General features: G+C 69.4%; 28 protein-coding genes. 16 read left to right on the top strand and 12 right to left on the bottom strand.

Features of this window, described 5'->3' with window-relative positions; genetic code table 11:
• Positions 1-142: 142 nt before the first annotated feature.
• Positions 143-559 carry a type II toxin-antitoxin system VapC family toxin gene (locus BGO46_RS09080; RefSeq protein ID WP_292678028.1) on the bottom strand — a complete coding sequence of 139 codons (417 nt, stop codon included), beginning with the start codon at positions 557-559 and terminating at the stop codon, positions 143-145.
• Positions 556-801 (bottom strand): type II toxin-antitoxin system prevent-host-death family antitoxin, encoded by a 246-nt coding sequence (locus BGO46_RS09085; RefSeq protein ID WP_292678026.1) that lies wholly within the window; start codon positions 799-801, stop codon positions 556-558. Before BGO46_RS09085 ends, BGO46_RS09080 begins: the two co-directional genes overlap by 4 nt.
• Before the next feature lie 196 nt (positions 802-997).
• Here BGO46_RS09085 and BGO46_RS09090 point away from each other — a divergent pair, with 196 nt between their 5' ends.
• The 5 genes from BGO46_RS09090 (at position 998) to BGO46_RS09110 (ending at position 4,123) form a co-directional block, all read left to right on the top strand.
• Positions 998-2,110 carry an alcohol dehydrogenase catalytic domain-containing protein gene (locus tag BGO46_RS09090; protein ID WP_292678025.1) on the top strand — a complete coding sequence of 371 codons (1,113 nt, stop codon included), beginning with the start codon at positions 998-1,000 and terminating at the stop codon, positions 2,108-2,110.
• Between the two features lie 117 nt (positions 2,111-2,227).
• Entirely contained in the window at positions 2,228-2,968 is a 741-nt protein-coding gene (locus BGO46_RS09095) for a DUF4192 family protein (RefSeq protein ID WP_292678023.1), read from the top strand.
• 44 nt (positions 2,969-3,012) lie between these two features.
• Positions 3,013-3,300: a type II toxin-antitoxin system Phd/YefM family antitoxin gene (locus tag BGO46_RS09100; protein ID WP_292678021.1), complete on the top strand. Its 288-nt coding sequence runs from the start codon at positions 3,013-3,015 to the stop codon at positions 3,298-3,300.
• Positions 3,297-3,716, top strand: coding sequence for a type II toxin-antitoxin system VapC family toxin (locus BGO46_RS09105; RefSeq protein WP_292678019.1), 420 nt, complete (start codon positions 3,297-3,299; stop codon positions 3,714-3,716). The genes BGO46_RS09100 and BGO46_RS09105 overlap by 4 nt, the downstream gene beginning before the upstream one ends.
• A gap of 32 nt (positions 3,717-3,748) precedes the next feature.
• The gene (locus BGO46_RS09110) at positions 3,749-4,123 is read left to right on the top strand and encodes a DUF5655 domain-containing protein (protein WP_292678017.1); all 375 of its coding nucleotides are present in this window, start codon (positions 3,749-3,751) and stop codon (positions 4,121-4,123) included.
• Between the two features lie 79 nt (positions 4,124-4,202).
• Here the strand turns inward: BGO46_RS09110 and BGO46_RS09115 are convergent, their stop codons facing one another.
• From BGO46_RS09115 to BGO46_RS09135, 5 genes are all read right to left on the bottom strand, one after another.
• A complete protein-coding gene (locus BGO46_RS09115) occupies positions 4,203-4,430 on the bottom strand; it encodes an AbrB/MazE/SpoVT family DNA-binding domain-containing protein (protein WP_292678015.1) in 228 nt (75 codons plus the stop codon).
• Between the two features lie 60 nt (positions 4,431-4,490).
• Complete coding sequence (locus BGO46_RS09120) at positions 4,491-4,781, bottom strand: type II toxin-antitoxin system RelE/ParE family toxin (RefSeq protein ID WP_292678013.1); 291 nt, start codon at positions 4,779-4,781, stop codon at positions 4,491-4,493.
• A 1-nt stretch (position 4,782) separates the two neighbouring features.
• A complete protein-coding gene (locus tag BGO46_RS09125; protein WP_292678011.1) occupies positions 4,783-5,016 on the bottom strand; it encodes a type II toxin-antitoxin system ParD family antitoxin in 234 nt (77 codons plus the stop codon).
• Positions 5,017-5,071: 55 nt separating this feature from the next.
• The gene (locus BGO46_RS09130) at positions 5,072-5,263 is read right to left on the bottom strand and encodes a DUF6767 domain-containing protein (protein ID WP_292678009.1); all 192 of its coding nucleotides are present in this window, start codon (positions 5,261-5,263) and stop codon (positions 5,072-5,074) included.
• An 85-nt stretch (positions 5,264-5,348) separates the two neighbouring features.
• Positions 5,349-6,653 carry a trypsin-like peptidase domain-containing protein gene (locus BGO46_RS09135; protein WP_292678007.1) on the bottom strand — a complete coding sequence of 435 codons (1,305 nt, stop codon included), beginning with the start codon at positions 6,651-6,653 and terminating at the stop codon, positions 5,349-5,351.
• Positions 6,654-6,789: 136 nt separating this feature from the next.
• Between BGO46_RS09135 and BGO46_RS09140 the strand changes: the two genes are divergently transcribed.
• From BGO46_RS09140 to BGO46_RS09150, 3 genes are all read left to right on the top strand, one after another.
• A complete protein-coding gene (locus BGO46_RS09140; RefSeq protein ID WP_292678005.1) occupies positions 6,790-7,233 on the top strand; it encodes a MerR family transcriptional regulator in 444 nt (147 codons plus the stop codon).
• A 193-nt stretch (positions 7,234-7,426) separates the two neighbouring features.
• Positions 7,427-8,314: an aldo/keto reductase gene (locus tag BGO46_RS09145; RefSeq protein WP_292678003.1), complete on the top strand. Its 888-nt coding sequence runs from the start codon at positions 7,427-7,429 to the stop codon at positions 8,312-8,314.
• Between the two features lie 128 nt (positions 8,315-8,442).
• Positions 8,443-9,198 (top strand): SDR family oxidoreductase, encoded by a 756-nt coding sequence (locus BGO46_RS09150; RefSeq protein ID WP_292678001.1) that lies wholly within the window; start codon positions 8,443-8,445, stop codon positions 9,196-9,198.
• Between the two features lie 112 nt (positions 9,199-9,310).
• Here BGO46_RS09150 and BGO46_RS09155 read toward each other — a convergent pair whose 3' ends face one another.
• From BGO46_RS09155 to BGO46_RS09165, 3 genes are read right to left on the bottom strand one after another with little or no spacing between them, the layout of a single operon-like run.
• The gene (locus tag BGO46_RS09155; RefSeq protein WP_292677999.1) at positions 9,311-10,168 is read right to left on the bottom strand and encodes an aldo/keto reductase; all 858 of its coding nucleotides are present in this window, start codon (positions 10,166-10,168) and stop codon (positions 9,311-9,313) included.
• Entirely contained in the window at positions 10,165-10,587 is a 423-nt protein-coding gene (locus BGO46_RS09160) for a cupin domain-containing protein (protein WP_292677998.1), read from the bottom strand. Before BGO46_RS09160 ends, BGO46_RS09155 begins: the two co-directional genes overlap by 4 nt.
• Position 10,588: 1 nt before the next feature.
• On the bottom strand, positions 10,589-10,924 hold the full coding sequence (locus BGO46_RS09165; protein WP_292677996.1) for a carboxymuconolactone decarboxylase family protein: 336 nt from the start codon (positions 10,922-10,924) through the stop codon (positions 10,589-10,591).
• 199 nt (positions 10,925-11,123) lie between these two features.
• Between BGO46_RS09165 and BGO46_RS09170 the strand changes: the two genes are divergently transcribed.
• Positions 11,124-11,630 (top strand): GNAT family N-acetyltransferase, encoded by a 507-nt coding sequence (locus tag BGO46_RS09170; protein ID WP_292677994.1) that lies wholly within the window; start codon positions 11,124-11,126, stop codon positions 11,628-11,630.
• Between the two features lie 54 nt (positions 11,631-11,684).
• The gene (locus BGO46_RS09175) at positions 11,685-13,184 is read left to right on the top strand and encodes an SDR family oxidoreductase (protein WP_292677992.1); all 1,500 of its coding nucleotides are present in this window, start codon (positions 11,685-11,687) and stop codon (positions 13,182-13,184) included.
• 19 nt (positions 13,185-13,203) lie between these two features.
• Here BGO46_RS09175 and BGO46_RS09180 read toward each other — a convergent pair whose 3' ends face one another.
• The gene (locus BGO46_RS09180) at positions 13,204-13,623 is read right to left on the bottom strand and encodes an NUDIX domain-containing protein (protein WP_292677990.1); all 420 of its coding nucleotides are present in this window, start codon (positions 13,621-13,623) and stop codon (positions 13,204-13,206) included.
• Positions 13,624-13,666: 43 nt separating this feature from the next.
• Between BGO46_RS09180 and BGO46_RS09185 the strand changes: the two genes are divergently transcribed.
• Both BGO46_RS09185 and BGO46_RS09190 read left to right on the top strand, forming a co-directional pair.
• Entirely contained in the window at positions 13,667-14,134 is a 468-nt protein-coding gene (locus BGO46_RS09185) for a hotdog domain-containing protein (RefSeq protein ID WP_292678043.1), read from the top strand.
• Between the two features lie 127 nt (positions 14,135-14,261).
• Complete coding sequence (locus BGO46_RS09190) at positions 14,262-16,424, top strand: HAD-IA family hydrolase (protein WP_292677988.1); 2,163 nt, start codon at positions 14,262-14,264, stop codon at positions 16,422-16,424.
• A 31-nt stretch (positions 16,425-16,455) separates the two neighbouring features.
• On the opposite strand, the gene BGO46_RS09195 is transcribed toward BGO46_RS09190, so the two are convergent.
• On the bottom strand, positions 16,456-17,370 hold the full coding sequence (locus BGO46_RS09195; RefSeq protein ID WP_292677986.1) for a DUF808 domain-containing protein: 915 nt from the start codon (positions 17,368-17,370) through the stop codon (positions 16,456-16,458).
• A 202-nt stretch (positions 17,371-17,572) separates the two neighbouring features.
• Between BGO46_RS09195 and BGO46_RS09200 the strand changes: the two genes are divergently transcribed.
• The 4 genes from BGO46_RS09200 to BGO46_RS09215 all read left to right on the top strand — a co-directional run bounded on the left by BGO46_RS09200 (position 17,573) and on the right by BGO46_RS09215 (position 21,783).
• Positions 17,573-19,120 (top strand): MATE family efflux transporter, encoded by a 1,548-nt coding sequence (locus tag BGO46_RS09200; RefSeq protein WP_292677984.1) that lies wholly within the window; start codon positions 17,573-17,575, stop codon positions 19,118-19,120.
• 107 nt (positions 19,121-19,227) lie between these two features.
• Positions 19,228-20,046 carry an alpha/beta hydrolase gene (locus tag BGO46_RS09205; protein WP_292677982.1) on the top strand — a complete coding sequence of 273 codons (819 nt, stop codon included), beginning with the start codon at positions 19,228-19,230 and terminating at the stop codon, positions 20,044-20,046.
• 349 nt (positions 20,047-20,395) lie between these two features.
• A complete protein-coding gene (locus tag BGO46_RS09210) occupies positions 20,396-21,274 on the top strand; it encodes an LssY C-terminal domain-containing protein (RefSeq protein ID WP_292677979.1) in 879 nt (292 codons plus the stop codon).
• The gene (locus BGO46_RS09215) at positions 21,271-21,783 is read left to right on the top strand and encodes a hypothetical protein (protein ID WP_292677977.1); all 513 of its coding nucleotides are present in this window, start codon (positions 21,271-21,273) and stop codon (positions 21,781-21,783) included. The genes BGO46_RS09210 and BGO46_RS09215 overlap by 4 nt, the downstream gene beginning before the upstream one ends.
• Positions 21,784-21,810 lie beyond the last annotated feature (27 nt).

Below are 21,810 nucleotides of genomic sequence, written 5' to 3' on the forward strand. Positions count from 1 at the left end.
GCTCTTGTAAGAATCCGCCACTACTCGCGGAATCCTGAACCCGAAACCCCAGCCAACTACCGTGGAATCGCGGCATTCCTCGCCATCTCGAGCGGGAACCTACAGTGATGATCTCGGCGAGGCGTTGTCACCGGCGGCGCTTTCACCCGGCGAGATCCCACGGGTTCAGCAGTGCGGCGCCCGTGCGTTCCATATCCCGAAGGTTGCGCGTCACGAGCGTCAGTCCATGCACAAGCGCGGTCGCCGCGATAAGCGCGTCCATGTCGGGCATCCGATCAGGGGAATGCAGGCCAGACGCCACCAGGGCGACGCGTTCGTCGACGACGAGGATGCGCCCGGTGAACAGAGGCCGCACGGCGTCGTCGAGCCACAGGCGAAGCCGGGCCCCCTGGGCGGGGTCGCGGCGCTCGCGCTGACGTACTCCGCGATCGAGTTCGAGGACGGTGATCGCGCTGATGGCGAGATCGCCTTCGACCTGTGCGTCCATCCATCTGTCCAGCGCGGGAGAGACTCCCTTGTAGTGATCGCTGATGATGTTCGTGTCGAGCAGGTACTTCACAGGTCGGGCACTCGGCTGTCGTCGATCCTGCGATCGGGCAGGTCGAAGTCGACCGGCACGCCTTGCGCCTTCAACCGTGTGCCCACTCGGCGTCTGTGGCCCGTGAGCTGATCGAACAGCGCGGCGGTGATCAGAACGTGTGACGGTCGTCCGTGATCGGTGATGGTGACCGGCTCCACCTCCGCGGCGCGCTTGGCGGCGCCGACGTCGTGATTGAAGTCTCGACTGGTGATCGTGGGCATGACCGTCTCCCAACTATGTAGGAACAATACCTACATAGTACGACGATTGCGAAGTCGAGCGCACTACTTGATCCCGACTGTGCGGGGGTATCGCCACCGTGACCCAGACCGGTGACACCCCGCTCGCATCGGCGACCTACAGTGGATAGCGCGCTGAGCCTGAACACCGCGTCGGCATCCAATGAAGGAGCACGTCATGAGAATCACCGGAGCCGTCCTCGAAGAGATCGGACGCGCGCGTCCGTTTGCGCAGTCGAAGCCCATCAGCATCTCGACGCTCGAGCTGGGCGAACCGGGGCCGACGGAGGTTCTCGTCCGCATTGAGGCGGCGGGCGTCTGCCACTCTGACCTCTCGGTCGTCGACGGCAACCGGGTGCGGCCCGTGCCGATGCTGCTCGGCCACGAAGCCGCCGGCATCGTCGAGTCCTTCGGTGACGAGGTGACCGACCTCGCCGTCGGTGAGCGGGTCGTCATGGCGTTCCTGCCGCGGTGCGGAGAGTGCGCGGGCTGCGCAACCGACGGGCGCCTGCCCTGCGAGCGCGGCACCGCGTCGAACAACGCCGGGACGCTCCTGCACGGTGAGCGCCGGCTCACCCGCGACGGGCGCGACATCCAGCACCACCTTGGCGTCTCCGGATTCGCAACCCATGCGGTCGTCGACCGTGTGTCGATCGTCCGCGTGCCCGCGGACGTCCCCGCCGACGTCGCGGCGGTGTTGGGCTGCGCGGTGCTGACCGGCGGTGGTGCGCTGCTGAACGCCGTCCGCCCCGAGCCGGGCGACAGCGTCATGATCGTCGGGCTGGGCGGCGTCGGCATGGCCGCTCTGATCGCCGCGATCGCCGAGGGCAAGGGTGATGTGATCGCCGTCGACAACGTTCCCGAGAAGCTCGAACTCGCCCGCGAACTCGGAGCGACCGCGGCCTACACGCCGGCCGAGGTGGCCGAGCGGGGGATCAGAGCCTCGCACGCGTTGGAGTGTGCGGGGCATCCGCGTGCCTTCGAAACCGCCTTCGCCGCGACCGCTCCGGGCGGCCGCACCGTGACCGTGGGGCTGCCTGACCCGGCGGCGCGGGCGTCGATCTCGCCGCTCACGATCACGGGTGAGGCACGCGCGATCATCGGCAGCTATCTAGGCTCGGCGGTGCCCGCCCGCGACATCCCGCGCTTCGTGGATTGGTGGCGCGCCGGTCGCCTGCCGATCGAGCGCCTCATCACCCGCCGCATCCGCCTCGATGAGATCAACGACGCGATGGATGACCTCGCCGACGGCCGCGCGGTTCGCCAGGTCATCATGTTCGACGAGGGCTGAGCCCACCCCGCGCCAGCGCCGTGCGGAGCTTCCTCCACAATCGCCGACTTTCGGGACTTGTCCACATTCCGGCTCATCGGCCGACCACGGGATGTGCTCAGCGTCGAGGATCGGGGGATGAATGACACCAGCGCGACACGAACCGGCCTTCGCCTGCCCTCCGTTGACGAACACGATCGCGACCGAGTGCTGCACCGCATCCTCTCCGTTGCGGATGACCTGCCGCGGATCTCCGTCCAGGTCTCGCGCTCTGAAGCGGCGCGTGCCATGGAGGAGCACGGCTCTGACGATGAGCCGTTCACCCACTGGGAGACGCTTCATCTGATCATCTCGATCGTCGAGACGCTGTTCGACGACGAGGTCACCTCGTACTCCCCCACGTTCCACGCGCAGCTGACACTGATGCTGCAGTTTCCGCTGGTGCCGGAGTCGACGGCGACACAGGTCGCATTCGGACGCGGCATGGGGGAGAACGCACTGCTGCTGATCGAGAGGATTGCCGCCGCGGCTTACGCGCGCGGAATCACTGTCGATGAGCGCGTTGAGGAGCTCGCCGCGCGAGGGGACGTCGGACATGATCTGTCATCGAGGTGTCTGCGTGGCGAGATCCGCCGGGTTCCGAACGGAGGGCGCATGCAGAAGGCCGTCGAACTCTTCCGGCTCACCGCTGCGTACGCACCCGAGCAGCTGCGCCCGCCCGTGCTGTGCGTGATCGCGTGGTTGCTGTGGGCCGCGGGCAAACGGGCACTTGCGCTCGCGTATCTGCGGGAGGCCCTTGCGATCGAGCCGGGGCACCTGCTGGCCCAATCGTTCAGCATTCTGATGAGCAGAAGCCGCCCAGACTGGACCCACGAATGACCGCACAGCCTCCAGAGATTGTACGCCAGCGTACAATCCCGTACATGGCAGAGATCAGCGCGAGCGTAGCGCGTCAGACTCTCCCCGCTCAGCTCGACCGGGTCGAGAAGGGTGAGGAGATCTCGATCACCCGACACGGGCGGGTGATCGCTGTACTGGTGCGTCCCGACGTGCTCGCGGCGCGTCGGTCATCGAGGGTCTGGGCGGGCGCGGATCGGATCGGAGCGATGCTTGACCGGGCGCGCGACGAGCCGCTCGAGGGCCCGGTGATGTCGGCGGAACGTGCAGAGGAGCTGGTGAACGACATCCGTGCCGGCCGGGCGGTGCGATGAGCATCGCCTTCGACGCCGACGTGCTCATCTACGCGGCATCGGGTCATCCGCTCGGTTCGGCCGTCGGGCGGATCTTCGCCGCAGTGGGCGACGCGCCGGCGGGAATCGGGTCGGTCCTCCTTCTCACCGAGACGCTGGCGAAGCCGCTCCGTGCGGATCCGGAATCGGCTGAGAGCCGCGAGCTGCTGCGTCTGCTGAGCAGACTCGAACTGCGACCGTTCGATGAGTCCGCCGCGCGGATGGCGCTCGCATGCTCGATCTCGTACGGTCTTCGTGCTGCGGATGCCGTGCACCTGGCGACCGCGATCGTCAATGGCGCCGATCGCTTTCTCACGAACAACCGCAGAGACTTTCCGAAGACGATCGACGAGATCGACGTGATCTATCCCGATGAGCTGGCCGAGACACACGCCTGACGCGTCCTGGTCCCCGAACAAGGAGGTTCACCATGACGCCGGATGCCGAGTGGACGATCGAGCGACATCTCGAAGGGCAGCCGGAGTTCGCCGTCGAGCTCTTCGACCGCTTCATCGAGCTCGTCTCGACGTTCGGCCCGTTCACCTACGCGGTGTCGAAGTCATCCATCACGCTGAAGGGGTCTCGGCGGGGGTTCGCCGGCGCCCGACCGGTCACCGCCGGACTGCGCGGATACCTCGACCTGCAGCGCGCGGTGTCAGACCCGCGCATCCGATCGGTCGCGCCGTACACGCAGCGCCTGTTCGTGCATCATTTCCAGGTCGCCACCATGTCGGAGCTCGACGATGAGTTCGTCGGCTGGCTCGGCGAGGCGTATGCCGTCGGTGAGGGCATGCACCTGCGCTGACGGGAGCGGCCCGCGGCGTGCGGGGGGCGCGTCTTCGGTCAGTACATCGAGGATGATGTCGGAGTCGATGAGCGTGGCGTTACTCGCCACGAGTGAGTTGCATGATTTCGTCCGTAGCCATGCCACCCCGCGCTATTCCCCGCGCGCGGTGAATCCAGCGATCCGTCGGGGTGGCGTCCGGCGCGCTGTGCACGATCCGCAACGTCGCTCCGTCCTCGATGACTTCCACCTCGTCGCCCTCGACGAACCCGAGCTTGTGTCGCAGTTCGGCGGGGATCGTCACCTGTCCCTTGCTGTTGAGCCTCATGCGCACTCCCCTCCATGTATTAGGTTACGAACGCTCGACGCAATACGCGAGGGCGCCGCACTACAGGTGGCGGGTGGGATCCATCCGCTGGTGCAGGATGCGGATGACGTCGATGCCGTTGTCGCCCTCGAGGAAGAAGATCAGGTGGCTTCCGATCGCGTAGCGGCGGTAGCCGGCCCGCATGTGGTCGACGGTGCGTCCACGATCCGGTTGCTGAGCCAGGCGCTCAATAGCGTTGCGAATCTCGAGCACATACGTCTCGGCCTGCCCGGCATCCCAGCGCTCGACCGTGTAATCCCAGATGGAAGACAGGTCGCGCTGAGCAGCCGGCGTGAGCCGGTAGGAACCCACGTCAGGGACGCTTCGAGGCGATGAACGCATCGAAGTCGAACGGTTCGGGCGCGCCACTCTCTTCGCCGCTGACCAGGGCTGCCCGCAGCGCGCTCATCTGCGTCTCCTGATCCTCGAGCAGGCGAAGCCCGGCACGCACGACTTCACTTGCGGAGCGGTAGCGTCCGGTTGCCACTTCCTGCGCGAGGAAGTCGGTGAAGTGCGCATCGAGGCTGATCGACGTGTTGGTGGCCATGAGGAATAGTACCAAGAATTGGTAACACCAGCTCGGCTCGCGGCCGATGCGCGCCTCAGCGCTTCGCGCGGGCGGCCTGGCGCAGCTCGTTGGCGCGTTCGCGCAGTTCGGGGTCATCCATCACGAGCAGCACGAGGGGGCAGTCCTGCGGACCGGTCGCTCCCGGAACGCACAGCGAGCAGGGATCCCCGGCGCGCACGGGACACATCGGCTGCGGAGTCCGCCGCTTCTTCTGTGCCGCATCCATACCTCCAGCTTGCGCTCGCCGGCACGACGAAGGGGCGGCAACGACCGTGAATAAAGCCGTTGCCGCCCCTGTTTTCCCCTCCGCGTCAGGCCGCCGGGCCTGTCGCAAGCGTGACGGATGCCGAGTGGGATGCCCCGGAGGCATCCGTCCACGTGATCGTGACGGTGTCGCCCGGGTCATAGCCCGACAGTGCCGCCGACAGCTCGGTCGAGCTCGCGACACTCGTGCCGTCGACCGCGGTGATCGTGTCGCCGGCGGTGAGCCCGGCCGATGCGGCGGGCATACCGTCGATGACGCCCGCGACGACCGCGCCGCTCGTGGTCGCGGTGGTGCTGCTCGACGATGACCGGCGCCCGGGCGTCGCATAGGTGCTCGTCGTGCCCGACGACATCTCGACCCCGAGGAACGCCGGGTAACGGAGCGTCACGCCGTCGGATTCGTCGCCCGCGAGGATCTGGTCGACGATCGCGAGGGCATCCTCGATCGGAATCGCGAACGCGGTCGTCGTGGCCGTGCCGCTCGAGGCGGCCGTCGTCACGCCGATGACCTCGCCCTCGGCATCCAGCAGCGCGCCACCCGAGTCGCCGGCGACCACGTCGGCGCTGAACTGGATCATGCCGTCGAGCGTCTCGCTGTCAGACCCCGAGGTCGTGACCGTGGCATCCAGCTGCGTGATCTCGCCGTCTGCCGCCAGCAGCACCCCGCCGCCCTCGGCGTTGCCGACGGCGGTCACCGCGTCGCCGACCGACTCGGCGTCGTCGTCGATCGTCACGGTGTCGAGCCCGCTCGCCCCCTGCAACTGCAGCAGCGCCACGTCGTCCGCGACGTCGGTGCCGACGACCGTCGCCGTGTAGGTCTCGCCCGTGCTGAGGGTCACGCTGATCTCGGTGGAGTCGGCGATCACGTGGTTGTTCGTGAGGACGAGACCGTCGGAGGTCAGCACCAGCCCCGTGCCCGCCGCGGCGGAGTTCTCGTAGCCGATGACGGTGTCGATCAGCACGACGCCGGTCGACTCGTCCGCCGACGCGGTCGTGGCGTCCTCGTTCGCACTGCCGGTCGTGGTGCCGGTGCCGCCGCTCGTGCCGCCGTTCTGTGTCGATCCCGGGCCGTAGCCGCCGTAGCCTTGCGCTCCGCTGTAGGGGTTCGTGACGCTGGGCATGCTGCCGGCGGCGTCACTGGTGGATGCCGCGGTGGTCGCGGCCGACGACGCCGCCGCGCTCGCCGCGAGCGGCCCGGCGATGCTCAGTACGCCGACGAGCGCGAGGCCCGCCGCAATGCACGTCAGCGGGACGGGTCGTCGGTACCAGGGCCGCGCGAGCGCGGCAGGCGCGGTGGTTGCGGGCGCGGCGGCTTCGGGCGCGGGGGCGGTGGATTCAGACTGCGGGAACATGGGGCTTCCTCTCGACACCACCCATGTCACCAAGGCATCCGATGCGCCACCGCTGTGCACCTTCAGCGGTTGTTATGAGTCGCGCGGTCACCCGACCCGATTGACTTCGAGCACTTTAAGTTTCTACCGTCGAAGCATGGCCCTCGACACGAAGCGATACACGATCCGCGAGGCGGCAGAGCTGACCGGTCTGCCGGCGAGCACGCTGCGGTACTACGAGACGATCGGCATCATCGATCCGATCGGGCGGCGCACCAGCGGCCACCGCACCTACAGCCAGGACGACATCGACCTGATCGACGGCATCGCCTGCCTCAGCGCGACGGGCATGGCGATCCCCGAGATGCGCGAGTACCTCGCGCACAGGCTCGAAGGAGCCGCCGGCGCCGCGCAGGAGATCGCGCTGCTCGAGCGGCAGCAGGAGATCCTGCGCGACGAAGCAGCCCGCGTGCAGCAGCGGCAGGAGTACGTCGCCGCGAAGATCGCGTACTGGGCCGCCGTGCGCAGCGGCGACGACGGCCTGGCCGTCGAGCTCGCCGACGCGTCGCGGCTCGCCGCCACCCGCATGCGCGGCAGGTGACCCGACCTTTCGCCGGCTCGCAGCGCGGCCGGCCCGTGCCGCGCGCGCCGCGGGTTGCCGCGGGTTGGCGTGCCGAAGTCCTGCTCGCTGGGGCTGGTGATGCCGCAGACCCCCGCGCGAGGCCACTCCTGCACCACCCAGCAGTACTTCAGCCCGCCCCCACCCCACGACTGACACGAAAGAAGGAGAAATCATGACCGAATCAGTCCCCGTCCTCACTTTCAATAACGGCGTCGTCATGCCCGCCCTGGGCTTCGGCGTCTTCCAGACCCCGCCCGACGAGACGGCCACCGCCGTCGAAACCGCCCTGGCGACGGGATATCGGCACATCGACACCGCCGCCGCGTATGCGAACGAAGTGGGCGTCGGCGAGGGGCTGCGCCGCTCGGGCATCCCTCGTTCTGACGTGTTCATCGAGACGAAGGTGTGGGTCGTCGACTATGGGTACGACCAGACGCTGCACGCGTTCGAGAAGAGTGCGGCCAAGCTCGGCGTCGACCAGATCGACCTGCTGATCCTGCACCAGCCCATGCCGCAGCACTTCGAGCGCACCCGCGAGGCGTACCGCGCGCTCGAGACGCTGCTCGCCGACGGCAAGGCGCGGGCGATCGGCGTGAGCAACTTCATGCCGCATCACCTGGATGCCCTGATGGAGACCGCCACGGTCACCCCGGCCATCAACCAGGTCGAACTGCACCCGTACTTCACCCAGCCGGCGGTGCAGGCGGCGGATGCCGCGCGCGGCGTCGTCACGCAGGCGTGGTCACCGATCGGCGGCATCACGTTCTACCGGGAGTCGAATGGCAGCGTCCTCGACGACACCACCCTCGCCGAGATCGCCGCCGCGCACGGCAAGACGCCGGCGCAGGTGATGCTGCGCTGGCACCTGCAGCAGGGGCGCTCGGCGATCCCGAAGTCGACGAAGCCCACCCGCATCGCGGAGAACTTCGACGTCTTCGACTTCGAACTCTCGGGTGACGAGCTGGCCCGGATCGACGCGCTCGACACGGGGCACCGCGGCGGCCCCGACCCCGACGCGGTCGACCCGTCGTCGTGGGGCCTCGAGGTCCCCGAGGCGTAGCCGGCCGAGGGGGCCTGTCAGTACCTGGAACACGGGACACCGCCGCGCGCATGCTGGGGGGTGGTCCACTGGAGTCAGCCATCAAGCGCCGCGCCGGCGCTGAGCGCCCACAAACAGTCAGGAATCCCATGACGAATCTCACCATCCTGCTCGTCGGCGGCACGGGATCGATCGGCCGCGAGGTCGCTCGTCGCGCGCTCGCCGACGGACACACCCTCCGCGTGCTCACCCGCACGCCGACTCGCGCCCCGCGCGGCACGACGGGCATCGCCGGCGACCTCACCGACCCGGCGTCGCTGGCCACCGCCGTCGACGGCATCGACGCGGTCGTGTTCACGCACGGCGCGCCGTACTCCAGCTCAGCCGTCCGCGACGTCGACTACGGCGGCGTGCGCAACGTGCTGCAGGCGATCGGCGACCGTCCCGTGCGCATCGCGCTGATGACCGCGATCGGCGTCACCAACCGCGCCGGCGGCTACCACGACTGGAAGCGCCGATCCGAGCGGCTCGTCCGCGCGAGCGGGCATCCGTACACGATCGTCCGACCCGGGTGGTTCGACTACAACGACGCCGATCAACACCAGTTGCACTTCCTGCAGGGTGACCGCCGCTGGGCGGGCAGTCCCGCCGACGGAGTCATCGCCCGCGCGCAGATCGCCGACGTCCTCGTCGGCTCGCTGACCTCGGATGCTGCGAACGGCAAGACCCTCGAGCTCGTGGCCGAGCGCGGGCCCGCACAGCCCGACCTCGAGCCGCTGTTCGCGGCGCTCGCGGCCGACCGCGGTCTCGACGGGGCCGACGACACCGCGAATCTGCCGCTGGCCGACGAGCCCGCCGACGTGCGTGCGGATCTCGCCGCAGTGGAGGCATCCGCCCAGGGTTGATACGGGCGCGGGGCCGACGAACAGTCCTGACACGCAAATGGGTGGCGCCCCCGACCAGCTCAACCAGGTTGAGTCAGTCCGGGGCGCCACCTCGTTCGGGTGAGGCGTCAGCTCACTTGCCGCTGTACACCGGGAATCCGCTCGAGTCGCCGTAGTCGCGCGCCTCGAGGCCCCGCAGCGCGTCCATGTCGACGTCGGAAATCGTGAAGTCGACCTGTGCGTTGGAGCGCATGTGGTCGGGGTTCGCGGTCTTCGGCAGCGACACGGTGCCCAGCTGCAGCGTGTACCGGATGCACAGCTGCGGCACGGTCACGCCGTAGGTGGCCGCCATCTCGGCGACGAACGCGTTCTTGAGCATCTCGCCGTGCGCGATCGGCGAATATGCCTGCACGAGAATGCCTCGGTCGGCGCAGAACTCGAGCAGGTCGGTCGGGGTGTTCCCGACGTGCACGAGCAGCTGGTTGACGTGCGGCACGACGGTGCCGCCGTCGATGATGTTCTCGACGTCGCCCTCGCGGAAGTTCGAGACACCGATCGAGCGCAGCTTGCCCTCGGCGTGCGCCTCTTCGAGCGCACGCCAGGCCGCCCGGTTGCCGTCGGCGTAGTCGCCACCGCGGAAGTCGGCCCACGGCTGCGGGCTGTGGATCAGCATCAGATCGAGGTATTCGAGACCCATCCGCTCGAGCGACTCGTCGATCGACGCGCGTGCCGTCTCGTAGTCCTTGATCTCGGCGGCGAGCTTGGTCGAGACGAACAGGTCAGACCGGGGCACGCCAGACGTACGGATGCCTTCGCCGACGCCGCGCTCGTTGCCGTACGCCCGCGCCGTGTCGATGTTGCGGTAGCCGATCTCGACGGCATCCCGCACTGCCTGTGCCGCCTTGTCGTCGTCGATGAACCACGTGCCGAGCCCGAGCCGGGGGATCTCGACGCCGTTCGCGAGGGTATATGTCTCGTCGAGAATACTCATGCGTTGTCGCCCTTCTCTGCCAGCGTCGCGTAGTACTCGTCGTCGACGGGCTCGAGCCACTCGTTGGACGTGTTCTCGCCGGGCACGGCGATCGCGACGTGGCTGAACCACGAGTCGGCCTTGGCGCCGTGCCAGTGCTTCTGCCCCGCCGGGATCTCCACAAGCGTCCCCGGCTCGAGGCTGATCGGTTCCTGGCCCTCGGCCTGGAACCAGCCCGATCCGGCGACCGCGAGCAGGATCTGCCCACCGCCGCTGGTCGCATTGTGGCGGTGCCAGTTGTTGCGGCATCCGGGCTCGAACGTCACGTTCGAGATGTGCATGCCGAGGCTCGCGAGCGGGGCGAGGTAGCTCTGCCCGATGAAGTACTGCGCGTACGCGTCGTTCTTCTCCCCGAGCGGGAAGACACTGTCGAAGCTCATGTCAGTTGTCCTTTCCTTCGATGGTGTTCTTGAGTACGGCCATGGCGCCCATGCCGTTGGGCCAGCCGGAGTAGAACGCAAGGTGCAGCAGGGCCTCCTTGAGCTCATCGTCCGTGACGCCGTTCTGGCGGGCGAAGTCGAGGTGGAATCGCAGCTGATCGGTCTTGCCCATCGCCGTGAGGGCGGCGACGGTGACGAGGCTGCGGTCGCGCTTGGACAGATCGGTGCGTTCCCACACCTCATCGAACAGCACACGGTCTGTGTAGTGGACGAGCCCTGGTGCGAAATCTCCCAGCGCGCGCTGTGCGCCGGACCAGCCGGTCGGTTCATCGGTCATGATGTTCTCCTTCGTCAGACGCCGCCTACTCAACCCCTATCCGGGCGGCGGTGGGAGTCCCTTCCGAAACGTGTACTCGCAGTGCACCCCACGCGCGGCTGCAGCGGCGGTCGTGTGCTGCCGATTCCGTCGGGGTCGCGTACCTACAATTGCGATCGAGCGACCCGTCACCGGGTCGCGTGAGACGAAGGACCCGCTCATGGAACTGCGCGATGCGCTGCCCACCGACGCCGCCGGCATCGCCGTCATCTACAACGACGCCGTCGCCCACACGACCGCGATCTGGAACGACGTGACGGTGGATGCCACGAACCGCGCCGCCTGGATCGCCGATCGTCAGGCATCCGGATTCCCCGTCATCGTCGCGGTCGACGGCGAGGAGGTCGTCGGCTATGCGTCGTACGGCAGCTGGCGCGCCTTCGACGGCTATCGGTTCACGGTCGAGCACTCGGTGTACGTGCGCGCCGATCAGCGCGGCAACGGCCTCGGGCGCACGCTCATGGAAGCGATCATCGAGCGGGCGCACGCGGGCGGCATCCATGTGATGGTCGCCGGGATCGAAGCGCGCAACGAGGCATCCATCCGCCTGCACGAGAAGCTCGGGTTCGAGGGCGTCGGCACGTTGAGCCAGGTCGGCGCGAAGTTCGACGCGTGGCTCGACCTCACGTTCATGCAGCTCGTGCTCGACGATCGGGTGGCACCCTGACCGAAGTCCCGGGCATCCCGGCCGCTGTTCAGGCGCCGCTCGGTACACTTTCCTGTGCCTGAAAACCCCCTCGAGTCCGACGACGAGCCGGTCGTGCCCACGATCGACCCCGCCGAGCTCGAGATCGCGCTGCGTGTGATCGAGGCGGCCGCGCAGCTCGATCACGAGGATCCCGCGTACATCGCGCTGCGCCGGCAGACCGGCAAGATGTACAAGGACGTCAAGCGCCTCGCGCGTCGCGACAAGCGCCAGCGCATCGCCGATGCCGACCGCGCCGTCGTCGCGGCGACCGCGACCGGTGCTCCCGACCGGATCGACGACGAGACCCGGGGCATCCCGCTGGCTGCGCGCACCGCGGCTCCGCACGCGGGCGAGCTCATCAAGCCGCGCGCCTGCTACATCTGCAAAGAGCCGTACACGCTCGTCGACGCGTTCTACCACCAGCTGTGCCCATCGTGCGCCGCGATGAGTCACGCCAAGCGCGATGCGCGCACCGACCTCACCGGCAAGCGCGCGCTGCTGACCGGCGGTCGCGCCAAGATCGGCATGTACATCGCCCTGCGCCTGCTGCGCGACGGCGCGCACACGACGATCACGACGCGCTTCCCGCGCGACGCCGTGCGCCGCTTCTCGGCGCTGCCCGACAGTGCCGACTGGCTGCATCGGCTCAAGATCGTCGGCATCGACCTGCGCGACCCGGCTCAGGTCATCGGCCTCGCCGACGCTGTCGCCGCCGACGGACCCCTCGACATCCTCATCAACAACGCCGCCCAGACGGTGCGGCGTTCGGCCGGCGCGTACAAGCCGTTGGTGGATGCCGAGCTGGCGCCGTTGCCGACCGGTCCGCTGCCCGAGCTGCTCACGTTCGGGCACACGAACGACGCGCACCCCCTCGCGCTCGCGCAGTCGGTGTCGAGCCACCCGATTCTCGCCGCCGCGGCGCCTGCTTCGGAGAAACTCACTGCCGACGAGCTCACGGCCGAGGCGATGGCGGCGGGGTCGTCGTCGCTCGAGCGCCTCGCCGCCGGCACGGCGATCGACGCCGGCGGACTCGTCCCCGACGAGAACCACATCAACAGCTGGACCCAGTCGGTCGAGCAGGTCGAGCCGCTCGAGATGCTCGAGGTGCAACTCGCGAACATGACGGCGCCGTTCCTGCTCGTCTCGCGCCTGCGGCCCGCGATGGCCGCCTCGACCGCCCGACGCAAGTACATCGTGAACGTCTCGGCGATGGAGGGTGTGTTCGGGCGCGGGTACAAGGGTCCGGGGCATCCGCACACCAATATGGCCAAGGCGGCGCTGAACATGCTCACGCGCACGAGCGCGCGCGAGATGTTCGAGGCCGATGGCATCCTCATGACGGCCGTCGACACCGGCTGGATCACCGACGAGCGCCCGCACTTCACGAAGGTGCGCCTCGCGGAAGAGGGCTTCCACGCTCCGCTCGACCTCGTCGACGGCGCCGCCCGCGTGTACGACCCGATCGTGCGCGGCGAGGCCGGCGAAGACCTCTTCGGGATCTTCCTCAAGGACTACCGCAAGAGCTCCTGGTAGCCCGCGCGGGCGGGGAGGGTCAGTCCGCGGGGAGGAAGTAGGTGCGCGCGAGCGGCGCGACATCGAGGGCGGATGCCTCGGCGCGCGTGACCCAGCGCAGCTCTTCGATCTCGGCATCCGCCACCGGCACCTGCGTCCCGATGTCGGCGCGGAACACGTCGGCCACCACGAGGAACCCCGGTTCGTTCGCCGCGTGCGCCGTGAACTCGCCGAGCGGTTCGAGGTCGGCGACCGACAGCTGCAGCCCGACCTCCTCGGCCAGCTCGCGCACGAGCGTCACGTCGGGGGTCTCACCGGGCTCGGGCTTTCCGCCCGGCTGCATGAAGGCGGTCGTCCCGGCCTTGCGCACGAGCAGCAGCCGTCCGTCGCAGTCGGTGATGACGGCGGCCGAGACGCGGATCACGCGGGCGGCGGTAGGGGCTTCGGAAGCGGTCGTCACCATGGCACGGTAGCACCGCGGGTATCGTCGAACCGTGGAAAAGATGACGGATGCGGAGTGGGTGTGGTCGGATGACGGCGTCAACTTCCACACACGCAAGTGGGTGCGCCCCGAAGACCTCAACGCGAACGGGTCGCTGTTCGGCGGCAGCCTGCTGCGCTGGATCGATGAAGAGGCCGCGATCTACGCGATCATCCAGCTCGGCAACTATCGCGTCGTCACGAAGCTGATCTCCGAGATCAACTTCGAGGCATCCGCTCTGCAGGGCGATCTGATCGAAATGGGCCTGCGCGCGACGCATTTCGGCCGCACTTCGCTCACGATGCGGGCCGTCGTGCGCAACATGATCACGCGCCAGCGCATCCTCACGATCGAGCGCATCGTCTTCGTCAACCTCGACGCCGACGGCGTGCCCGCCCCGCACGGCTACCGCGACATCACATACGACCGTGATCGGATGCCCCATGAGCACCCCGACACGTCGAGCATCCGCCTGCCCGGCGACCACTGACGCGTCGCGCGGGCTGGCGCCGCCGCGGGTGCCGGCGCAGCCGCGCCTTCGTGCACCGCGGTCCCGCGCCGCCCGGCAGCGCCCCCCACCTTCGCGGGCGCATCGCCCCGCCTCGTAGAGTGAGTGCGTGTCTGGCTCCCCCGCGTTCCCGTTTCCGCTGCCCCGCCGCTCGCCCGAGGAACTCGGCATCCCCACCGCGGCGCTCGCCGCGCTGACCGACCGGCTGCAGGCCGAGGGTCTCGATCCGCACGCGCTCGTGATCGCGCGGGGCGGTGAGATCGCGTTCGAGACGGCCTGGGCGCCGTATCGCCTCGATCGTGCGGCGCTCGTCTACTCGGCATCCAAGACCTTCACGTCGCTCGCGATCGGGTTCCTCGCCGACGAGGCGCGGCTCAGCCTCGATGACTCGGCCGGCGCGCTGCTCGACCTGCCGAACCCGTATGGGATCACCGTGCGCCATCTGCTGACGATGAACACGGGGCACTCCGCGGCGCAGATCGAGCGCTTCGGCGAAGACCCGAGCGCGCTGCTGAGCACCGCGCCGGAGCACACCCCGGGCAGCTTCTTCGCCTACAACACGCCCGCCTCGCACACCCTCTCGGCGATCGTCACGGCGGTCACCGGCGAGCTGCTGACCGCCTACCTGCGCCCGCGCCTGCTCGACCCGCTCGGCATCGGCGACCGATGGATGAGCGCATCCGACGGTGTCGAGCAGGGCGGATTCGGCTTCCACCTCACCGCGGAAGACCTCGTCCGCACCGCGACGATGCTCGGCGACGACGGCCGCTTCGCCGGGGTCCAGGTCGCCCCGGAGTGGTACGTCGACGAGCTGAGTCGGCCGTGGTCATCCACCGCCGACTTCGACGGGCCGCCCGCACCCGAGGGCGAGATCAACGACTGGGCCCTCGGCTACGGATACCAGGTGTGGCGCGGGCGCCAGGGTTTCCGGCTCGACGGCGCCGCGGGGCAGTTCGGCCTCGTCCTGCCCGAGCAGGGTCTCGCGATCGGCTACCAGGGCGCGACGCTCGAGACCCAGGCGATCCTGCGCGCCTTCGCGGACTTCGTCGCGGCGGTCGCCGCCGCGGGTGCGGCGGCTGAGGGTGTGGATGTCTCGGGTGTCGTGGGTGCGGTGGCGGATGGGGCGGATGCCTCGGAGGCCGCGGATGCCTTGGCATCCGCCAGCGCCGCCGGTGACGCGCGTGCCGCCAGCGCCGCACACGCCGCCCTGTCGACCCCGCACGACTCCTGGGACGCCCGGGCGCAGCTGCCGATCATGGCCGAGGCGCCGTTCGACGCTGCAGGGCTCACCCTCACCGACACGGCGGACGGCTGGACCGTCGCCCTCCCCGGCGTCGGCGACCTGACCGTCGGGCCGGAGTGGCGCGACCTGAAGGTCCAAAAGCAGGCTGAACCGGCGCAAGCGCCCGGCTCAGGGCCGGACACCCTCGATCCAGCCTGCTTTTCGCTCGCGACGCGCGGCGAACAGCAGCCCGATGGCACGGTGCTGATCCACATCGTCTCGACGACGTCGCCGCATCGCACCGTCGTGCGCCGCGACCCCGACGGCACCCTGCACTCGGGTTGGCACATCCCGCCGCTGCACGGCGGCTGGCCCGTGCTCGCCGTGCCGCCGGTCGTGACGCGCGTGCAGACCCGCGCGGCTGCGCTGCTGCTCGACATGGACGGCACGCTCGTCGACTCGACCGCCGTCGTCGAGCGGCTGTGGACCGAGTGGGCGCTCGCGCACGCCATCGATCCCGCCCGCGTGCTCGCGATCATCCACGGTCGCCAGGGTCAGGAATCGATGGCGATGCTGCTGCCCGATCGCCCGCACGAGATCAACCTCGCCGAGAACCGCGACCTGCTCGCGCTCGAGACCGCGCAGACCGAGGGCGTCGTCGCGATCGCCGGAGCCGCGCAGCTGCTGCGCGATCTCGTGGGCCTGCCGCACGCGCTCGTGACGTCGGCGACGCTCGGTCTCGCGCAGGCGCGCATGGATGTCTCGGGCCTCGCGATGCCGCCCGTCGTCGTCACCGCCGAGGACGTCACGCGCAGCAAACCCGACCCCGAGGGCTTCCTCGCCGCGGCGCGGGCGCTGGGCATCGAGCCGGGCGCGTGCATCGTCGTGGAAGATTCCGTCAACGGCATACACGCGGGCCTCGCCGCCGGCATGCGCGTGATCGGCGTCGGAGCGCACGCCGTCGGCGCGACGTGGCGGGTGATGGATGCCTCGGGCATCCATGTCGCCCCCGCCCCCGGCGGTGGCATCGCCGTCACGCTCGACGCCTGACCCCGCCGGGTGCGGCGGCGCCACCCCGCGGCTACTCCCCGCCGTGCGGCGCGCTGTGCCCCTCGGCGAAGCTGAGGTTCTTGCCGAAGGCCTTGCCGATCACGAGGGCGATCCCCACGATCACGAGCCCGAGGGCGAGCCCGGCGATCGCCGACACGAGCGTCTCGCCGGTCCACGCGACCACGGCGCCGGCCGGTTCGAGGAAGTGATCGACGGCGTGCAGCACGTCTGCCGGAGCCGCCCAGCCGACCTCGCCCAGGTTCGTGAGAACGAGGTGGCCGCCGACCCAGAGCATCGCGATCGTCCCGATGACCGAGATCACGCGGAACACGCCCGGCATCGATCGGACGATCCGCATGCCGGTGTGCCGCACGCGCGCGGCGGAGTTCTTCGCCATGCGCAGGCCGATGTCGTCGAGCTTCACGAGCAGCGCCACGGCGCCGTACACGAGTGCCGTCATCGCGAGGGCGATCAGAGCGAGGACGAGCAGGCGCATCCAGAACCCGAGGTCTTCGTCGATGGATGACAGCCCGATCAGCATGATCTCGGTGGACAGGATCAGGTCGGTGCGCACGGCACCCGCGACGAGGCGCTTCTCATCGCGGGCGTCCTCTTCACCGTCGGCGTGGTGGAAGCCGAACCACTCCAGCACCTTCTCGGCGCCCTCGAAGCACAGGTACGTGCCGCCGACGATCAGCAGCCACGGCAGCACCCACGGTGCGAAGGCGGTCAGCAGCATCGCGATCGGGATGATGATCAGGAACTTGTTCGCGAGCGACCCCAGCGCAATGCGTCCGACGACCGGCAACTCGCGCGCGGGCGTCAGGCCCTGCACGTACTGCGGCGCCACGGCCGCGTCGTCGATGACGACCCCGGCCGTTTTCGCGGATGCCTTCAGCGCCGCACTGAGGATGTCATCGACGACGGCAAGCAGACCCACGGACATGCGTGCAAGGCTACCTGCTTGCGTCTTCCCGAATCGATTCGATACGATGGATGCCTGGCGCTCCGCTCGGGGCGCCTTTCGGCGTCTGACCGCAAGCCGCGCACGGCACCGCAACGCAGCAAGCCCGCGCAAGGCACGGCCGCCGCGTACCCGCAAGGCACACCCCATAGCACCTCCCACCCCAACCCGCAGAAAGCCGCGCATGTCCCGCACTTTGACCACCGGCAGCCCGTGGCGCGTCATCCTCGCGTTCTCGGTGCCGTTGCTGATCGGCAACGTCGTCCAGCAGCTGTATCAGGTCATCGACGCGATCGTCGTGGGCCGCCATCTCGGCGTCGACGCACTCGCCGCCGTCGGCGCGACCGGCAGCCTGCTGTTCCTGCTGCTCGGGCTCGCGTGGGGCATGACGAGCGGGTTCGCGATCCCGACCGCGCAGGCCTTCGGCGCCCGCGACGAAGACGGCGTCCGCCGCTCGGTGGGCGCGGGAACCGTGCTCACGATCGGCACGAGCGTGCTGCTGACGGTCGTCGGGCCGCTGTGCGCCGAGCCCGCGCTCGCGCTGCTGCAGACGCCGCCCGAGCTCATGGAACCGGCGACGATCTTCGCGCAAATCAGCTTCCTCGGGGCGGGCGCCATGATGGCGTTCAACTATCTGGCGGCGATCATCCGCGCGATCGGTGACTCGCGCACGCCGCTCGTGTTCCTGACGATCGCGTGCGGACTCAACGTCGTCCTCGTGATCGTCATGGTCGGCCCGCTCGCGTGGGGTGTCGGCGGCGCGGCCCTCGCGACCGTCGTCTCGCAGGCGGTCTCGGTCATCCTGTGCCTCGAGTACGTCCGCCGTCGCGTGCCCGTGCTGCACCTGCGCCGCTCCGACTGGCGTGTGCGCCGCGCCGACCTCGTCGAGCACCTGCGCCTCGGACTGCCGATGGGCTTCCAGGCATCCATCATCGCGATCGGTGCGCTCGCGGTGCAGGTCGCGCTCAATTCGCTCGGTGCGGATGCCGTCGCCGCCTACACCACCGCGTCGCGCGTCGACGGCCTCGCCGTCGCGCTGCTGCAGTCGCTGGGGCTCGCCGCATCGATGTACGCAGCGCAGAACTTCGGTGCGCGCCGCCCCGACCGCATCCGCCGCGGCGTGATCCAGGCGGTGTGGATGTCGGTGGCCGCAGGCCTCGTGCTCGGCGGTCTGCTGATCGCGTTCGGCACTCCGCTCGTGCGTCTGTTCGTCGGCGACGGCTCTGACGACGTCGTCGACATGGCGGCGCTCATGCTGCTCATCAACGGTGCGACGTATTCGTCGCTGGCCGTGCTGTTCATCCTGCGCGGAGCGCTGCAGGGTCTCGGCTCGACCATCATCCCGACCGTCACCGGAGTGGTTGAACTCGTCATGCGCGTCGGCGCGGCGGTGCTGCTGGGCCACCTGTTCGGGTTCGTCGGTGTCGTGTGGTCGAACCCCCTCGCCTGGATCGGCGCGTGCCTCATTCTGATTCCGGCATATATCCGCGCGCACCGCGCTCTGGCGACCATGCCGGTCGACCCGATCGAGGTCACTGAGACGACCGCGATCCCGGTGATCGGGCCGACCGATGGGTCGATGGTGGTGGATGCCGTCGTCACGGCGTCGATCCCCGTGGCATCCGTCCCTGCGCCCTCGCGCGGAATGTGGCGTCGCCGCCGCGACGATCAGGCTGCTCGCGTGCACGGCCGCGGTCGCCGCGCCGCCCGTGCGGCCCGCCGCGCGGAGTAGCCTGGCAGAGTCGGCACCGCCCGCGACCCGCGACCTGACCGGGGAAGGCGCGCAGCGGTGCACGACGAGAGCATGCCGCGCCGCGCGGCCACGGGAGGAGATCCGCCATGGACGACGCCGTGCCGGCCTACGTCGCACTGCCCCAGTTGACGCAGCTGCCCGACCCGCAGTTCATCATGGTGGGCGACGGTCTGCGCATCGCGACCTACTCGTGGGGCGACATCGCTGATCCGGTCGTGGTCGTCGTGCACGGCTTCGCCTCGAGCACGAAGGACAACTGGGTCGCGACCGGTTGGGTGCGCGATCTGCTCGCCGCCGGGTACCGAGTGCTCGGACTCGACCAGCGCGGCCACGGGGCGAGCGACAAGCCACACGACCCGCACGACTACACGATCCGCGAGCTCGCGAGCGACGTCGAAGCCGTGCTCGACACGTACCTCGTCGACGAGGCGCGCTATGTCGGGTACTCGCTCGGGGCGCGCGTCGGGTGGGAGGTCGTGCAAGACCTCGCGCACCGCATCCCGCGTGCGGTGCTCGGTGGCGTTCCCGACGGCATCCCGCTCGCCCGGTTGAACATCGATCAGGTGCGTGCCTACGTCGACGAAGGCACGCCGGTCACCGATCCCGTGACGCAGAACTACATCGCCCTGACCGAGCGCGTCGCGGGCAACGACCTGCACGCACTGCTGGCGATCGCGGGCGGCCTGCGCGCGTCGCAGACGATCGACCCCGATCCGACCCGAGCGCCGGCGCAGCCCGTGCTGTTCGCGACGGGGTCGCTGGATGCCATCATCGAGGGCTCCAAGGCGCTCGCCGCCGCGTGCCCGCAGGGGCGCTTCGTGGAGATCCCGGGCCGGCACCACTTCAATGCGCCCGGCTCGCGCGTCTTCCGCCAGGAGGCGCTCGCGTTCCTCGGCGAGGCCTGACGCGCCGCCCGCGGGCGGGTGGCACGCGGCCCCCGGGCGGGGTGACACACGCACACCCGGCTCGGGTTGGCAGTTGTGGCTGCCTCCGGTGCGTTGAGGCCGCCGCGACTGCCACCTGAGGGCGGGCCCGTGCGGGCCCGTAGGCGCCGCCGCCCGCCGCCCGCCGCGGCGCCACCGCAACAACTCAGGAACGGCCGACTCCCGACGCCCGATTTCGACGGGATCGGGCGGTCTGCGGCGCGCAACTCCTGAGTTGTTGCGGCGAGGGCTGAGACAACGGCCCGGGCGCACCACGGCCCTAGGCTGACGAGGGGAATCGGCACAGGCCCGGTCAGTGGAGAGGGGGCGCATGAGCGAGGCATCCGGTCAAGGCCGCACGCGCCGCACGCGCCGCTACTCGCTCGGGATCGCGGCCGACTGGTTCTTCTTCGTCTTCGCGGGCGTTGCCACGGTGTGGCTCGCCGTCATCAGCTTCACGCAGACCTTCGATGCCGGCTGGTGGGGGATCGTGCTCGTGATCCTGTTCTGGGTGCTGGTGGCCTACCTCGTGCTGCCGCGCCTTCACCGGATCCTGACGACGATCTACGTGCCCGACTACTTCATTGGGCGGGCGCGCACGAGCGATGGGCTGCTCGGCGATCCCGTCAATCTCGCCGTGCTCGGCACCGAGGACGAGTTGCGTACCGCGATGTCTGGGGCGGGTTGGACGCTTGCCGATCCGGTGTCGCTGCGGTCCAGCATCGGGATCGTCACCTCGACCCTGCGGCGTGAGTCGTACGCCGAAGCACCGGTCAGCCCGCTGTTCCTGTTCGGCCATCAGCAAGACCTCGCGTACCAGCAGGAGGTCGACGGCAACCCCGCGCAGCGCCACCACGTGCGGTTCTGGCGCTGCCCAGATGGATGGCTGCTGCCGGGCGGGCGCCGGGTCGACTGGCTCGCCGCGGGCACGTTCGACCGCTCGGTCGGCCTGTCGCTGTTCACTCTGCAGATCACGCACAAGATCGACGCCGACACCGACGTCGAGCGCGACCACGTGGTCGACAGCTTGCGTGCCGCGCCCGTCGCCGCACGCATCGAGGTCATCAAGGACTTCTCGACGGGCTACCACTCCCGCAACGGCGGCGGCGACTCGATCCGCACTGACGGGGACCTTCCGATCGTCGATCTGCGCGGTGGCGCCGGAGCGGCTGCGTCCGGGGCATCCGATGACGACGGGATGCCCCGATGAGCACGCCCGACAAGCGGATGTCGTACGAAGCGGCCGGCAAGCTGCTCGAGCCGACCGGCTACAACCCGCGGATGCCTCGCCCTGCCGCGATCGTCGCGGGAGCGGCACTGGTGCTGGCGCGCGCGATCATCGGCACGCTCGCCGGGCTCGGGACTTTCGGCGCCTGGGACGGCACGCTGCGGAACGCCGGAACGGTCGTCGACATGCTGGTCGCCGTCCTCAGCGACCTGTTCGGGAGTGTCACCGTCGCGGTGATCGCGGTCGGGCTCACTGGGCTCGCCATCTCGGTCGGCCTGTTCCTGGGCTGGAACGCCGTCCGAGTGCTCGTCATGGTCGCCGCAGTGGTCGACATCTGCGTCTCGTTCGCGTCGTGGCTCGCGCACGGCGGCGCCTTCGAACTGTTCGGTGACAAGACCGCGGTCGCCGTCGACATCCTCGTGCTGCTGGCACTGTCGAGCCGCAGTGCGGCCGCCTACGCGCGCCGCAACGAGCACCGCGACGCCCGCTGAACCCGGCGGCAACCGCCGTAGGCTGGA

It is taken from the genome of Microbacterium sp. 70-16 (assembly GCF_001898315.1).
GTDB lineage: Bacteria > Actinomycetota > Actinomycetes > Actinomycetales > Microbacteriaceae > Microbacterium.

Coding starts and splice junctions, on each gene's coding strand:
- BGO46_RS09165 (WP_292677996.1), bottom strand. CDS start 10,924: ATGACCGATGAACCGACCGGCTGGTCCGGCGCACAGCGCGCGCTGGGA.
- BGO46_RS09110 (WP_292678017.1), top strand. CDS start 3,749: ATGACGCCGGATGCCGAGTGGACGATCGAGCGACATCTCGAAGGGCAG.
- BGO46_RS09150 (WP_292678001.1), top strand. CDS start 8,443: ATGACGAATCTCACCATCCTGCTCGTCGGCGGCACGGGATCGATCGGC.
- BGO46_RS09100 (WP_292678021.1), top strand. CDS start 3,013: ATGGCAGAGATCAGCGCGAGCGTAGCGCGTCAGACTCTCCCCGCTCAG.
- BGO46_RS09160 (WP_292677998.1), bottom strand. CDS start 10,587: ATGAGCTTCGACAGTGTCTTCCCGCTCGGGGAGAAGAACGACGCGTAC.
- BGO46_RS09140 (WP_292678005.1), top strand. CDS start 6,790: ATGGCCCTCGACACGAAGCGATACACGATCCGCGAGGCGGCAGAGCTG.
- BGO46_RS09200 (WP_292677984.1), top strand. CDS start 17,573: ATGTCCCGCACTTTGACCACCGGCAGCCCGTGGCGCGTCATCCTCGCG.
- BGO46_RS09170 (WP_292677994.1), top strand. CDS start 11,124: ATGGAACTGCGCGATGCGCTGCCCACCGACGCCGCCGGCATCGCCGTC.
- BGO46_RS09115 (WP_292678015.1), bottom strand. CDS start 4,430: ATGAGGCTCAACAGCAAGGGACAGGTGACGATCCCCGCCGAACTGCGA.
- BGO46_RS09195 (WP_292677986.1), bottom strand. CDS start 17,370: ATGTCCGTGGGTCTGCTTGCCGTCGTCGATGACATCCTCAGTGCGGCG.
- BGO46_RS09105 (WP_292678019.1), top strand. CDS start 3,297: ATGAGCATCGCCTTCGACGCCGACGTGCTCATCTACGCGGCATCGGGT.
- BGO46_RS09135 (WP_292678007.1), bottom strand. CDS start 6,653: ATGTTCCCGCAGTCTGAATCCACCGCCCCCGCGCCCGAAGCCGCCGCG.
- BGO46_RS09085 (WP_292678026.1), bottom strand. CDS start 801: ATGCCCACGATCACCAGTCGAGACTTCAATCACGACGTCGGCGCCGCC.
- BGO46_RS09210 (WP_292677979.1), top strand. CDS start 20,396: ATGAGCGAGGCATCCGGTCAAGGCCGCACGCGCCGCACGCGCCGCTAC.
- BGO46_RS09095 (WP_292678023.1), top strand. CDS start 2,228: ATGAATGACACCAGCGCGACACGAACCGGCCTTCGCCTGCCCTCCGTT.
- BGO46_RS09185 (WP_292678043.1), top strand. CDS start 13,667: ATGACGGATGCGGAGTGGGTGTGGTCGGATGACGGCGTCAACTTCCAC.
- BGO46_RS09205 (WP_292677982.1), top strand. CDS start 19,228: ATGGACGACGCCGTGCCGGCCTACGTCGCACTGCCCCAGTTGACGCAG.
- BGO46_RS09090 (WP_292678025.1), top strand. CDS start 998: ATGAGAATCACCGGAGCCGTCCTCGAAGAGATCGGACGCGCGCGTCCG.
- BGO46_RS09155 (WP_292677999.1), bottom strand. CDS start 10,168: ATGAGTATTCTCGACGAGACATATACCCTCGCGAACGGCGTCGAGATC.
- BGO46_RS09145 (WP_292678003.1), top strand. CDS start 7,427: ATGACCGAATCAGTCCCCGTCCTCACTTTCAATAACGGCGTCGTCATG.
- BGO46_RS09125 (WP_292678011.1), bottom strand. CDS start 5,016: ATGGCCACCAACACGTCGATCAGCCTCGATGCGCACTTCACCGACTTC.
- BGO46_RS09215 (WP_292677977.1), top strand. CDS start 21,271: ATGAGCACGCCCGACAAGCGGATGTCGTACGAAGCGGCCGGCAAGCTG.
- BGO46_RS09130 (WP_292678009.1), bottom strand. CDS start 5,263: ATGGATGCGGCACAGAAGAAGCGGCGGACTCCGCAGCCGATGTGTCCC.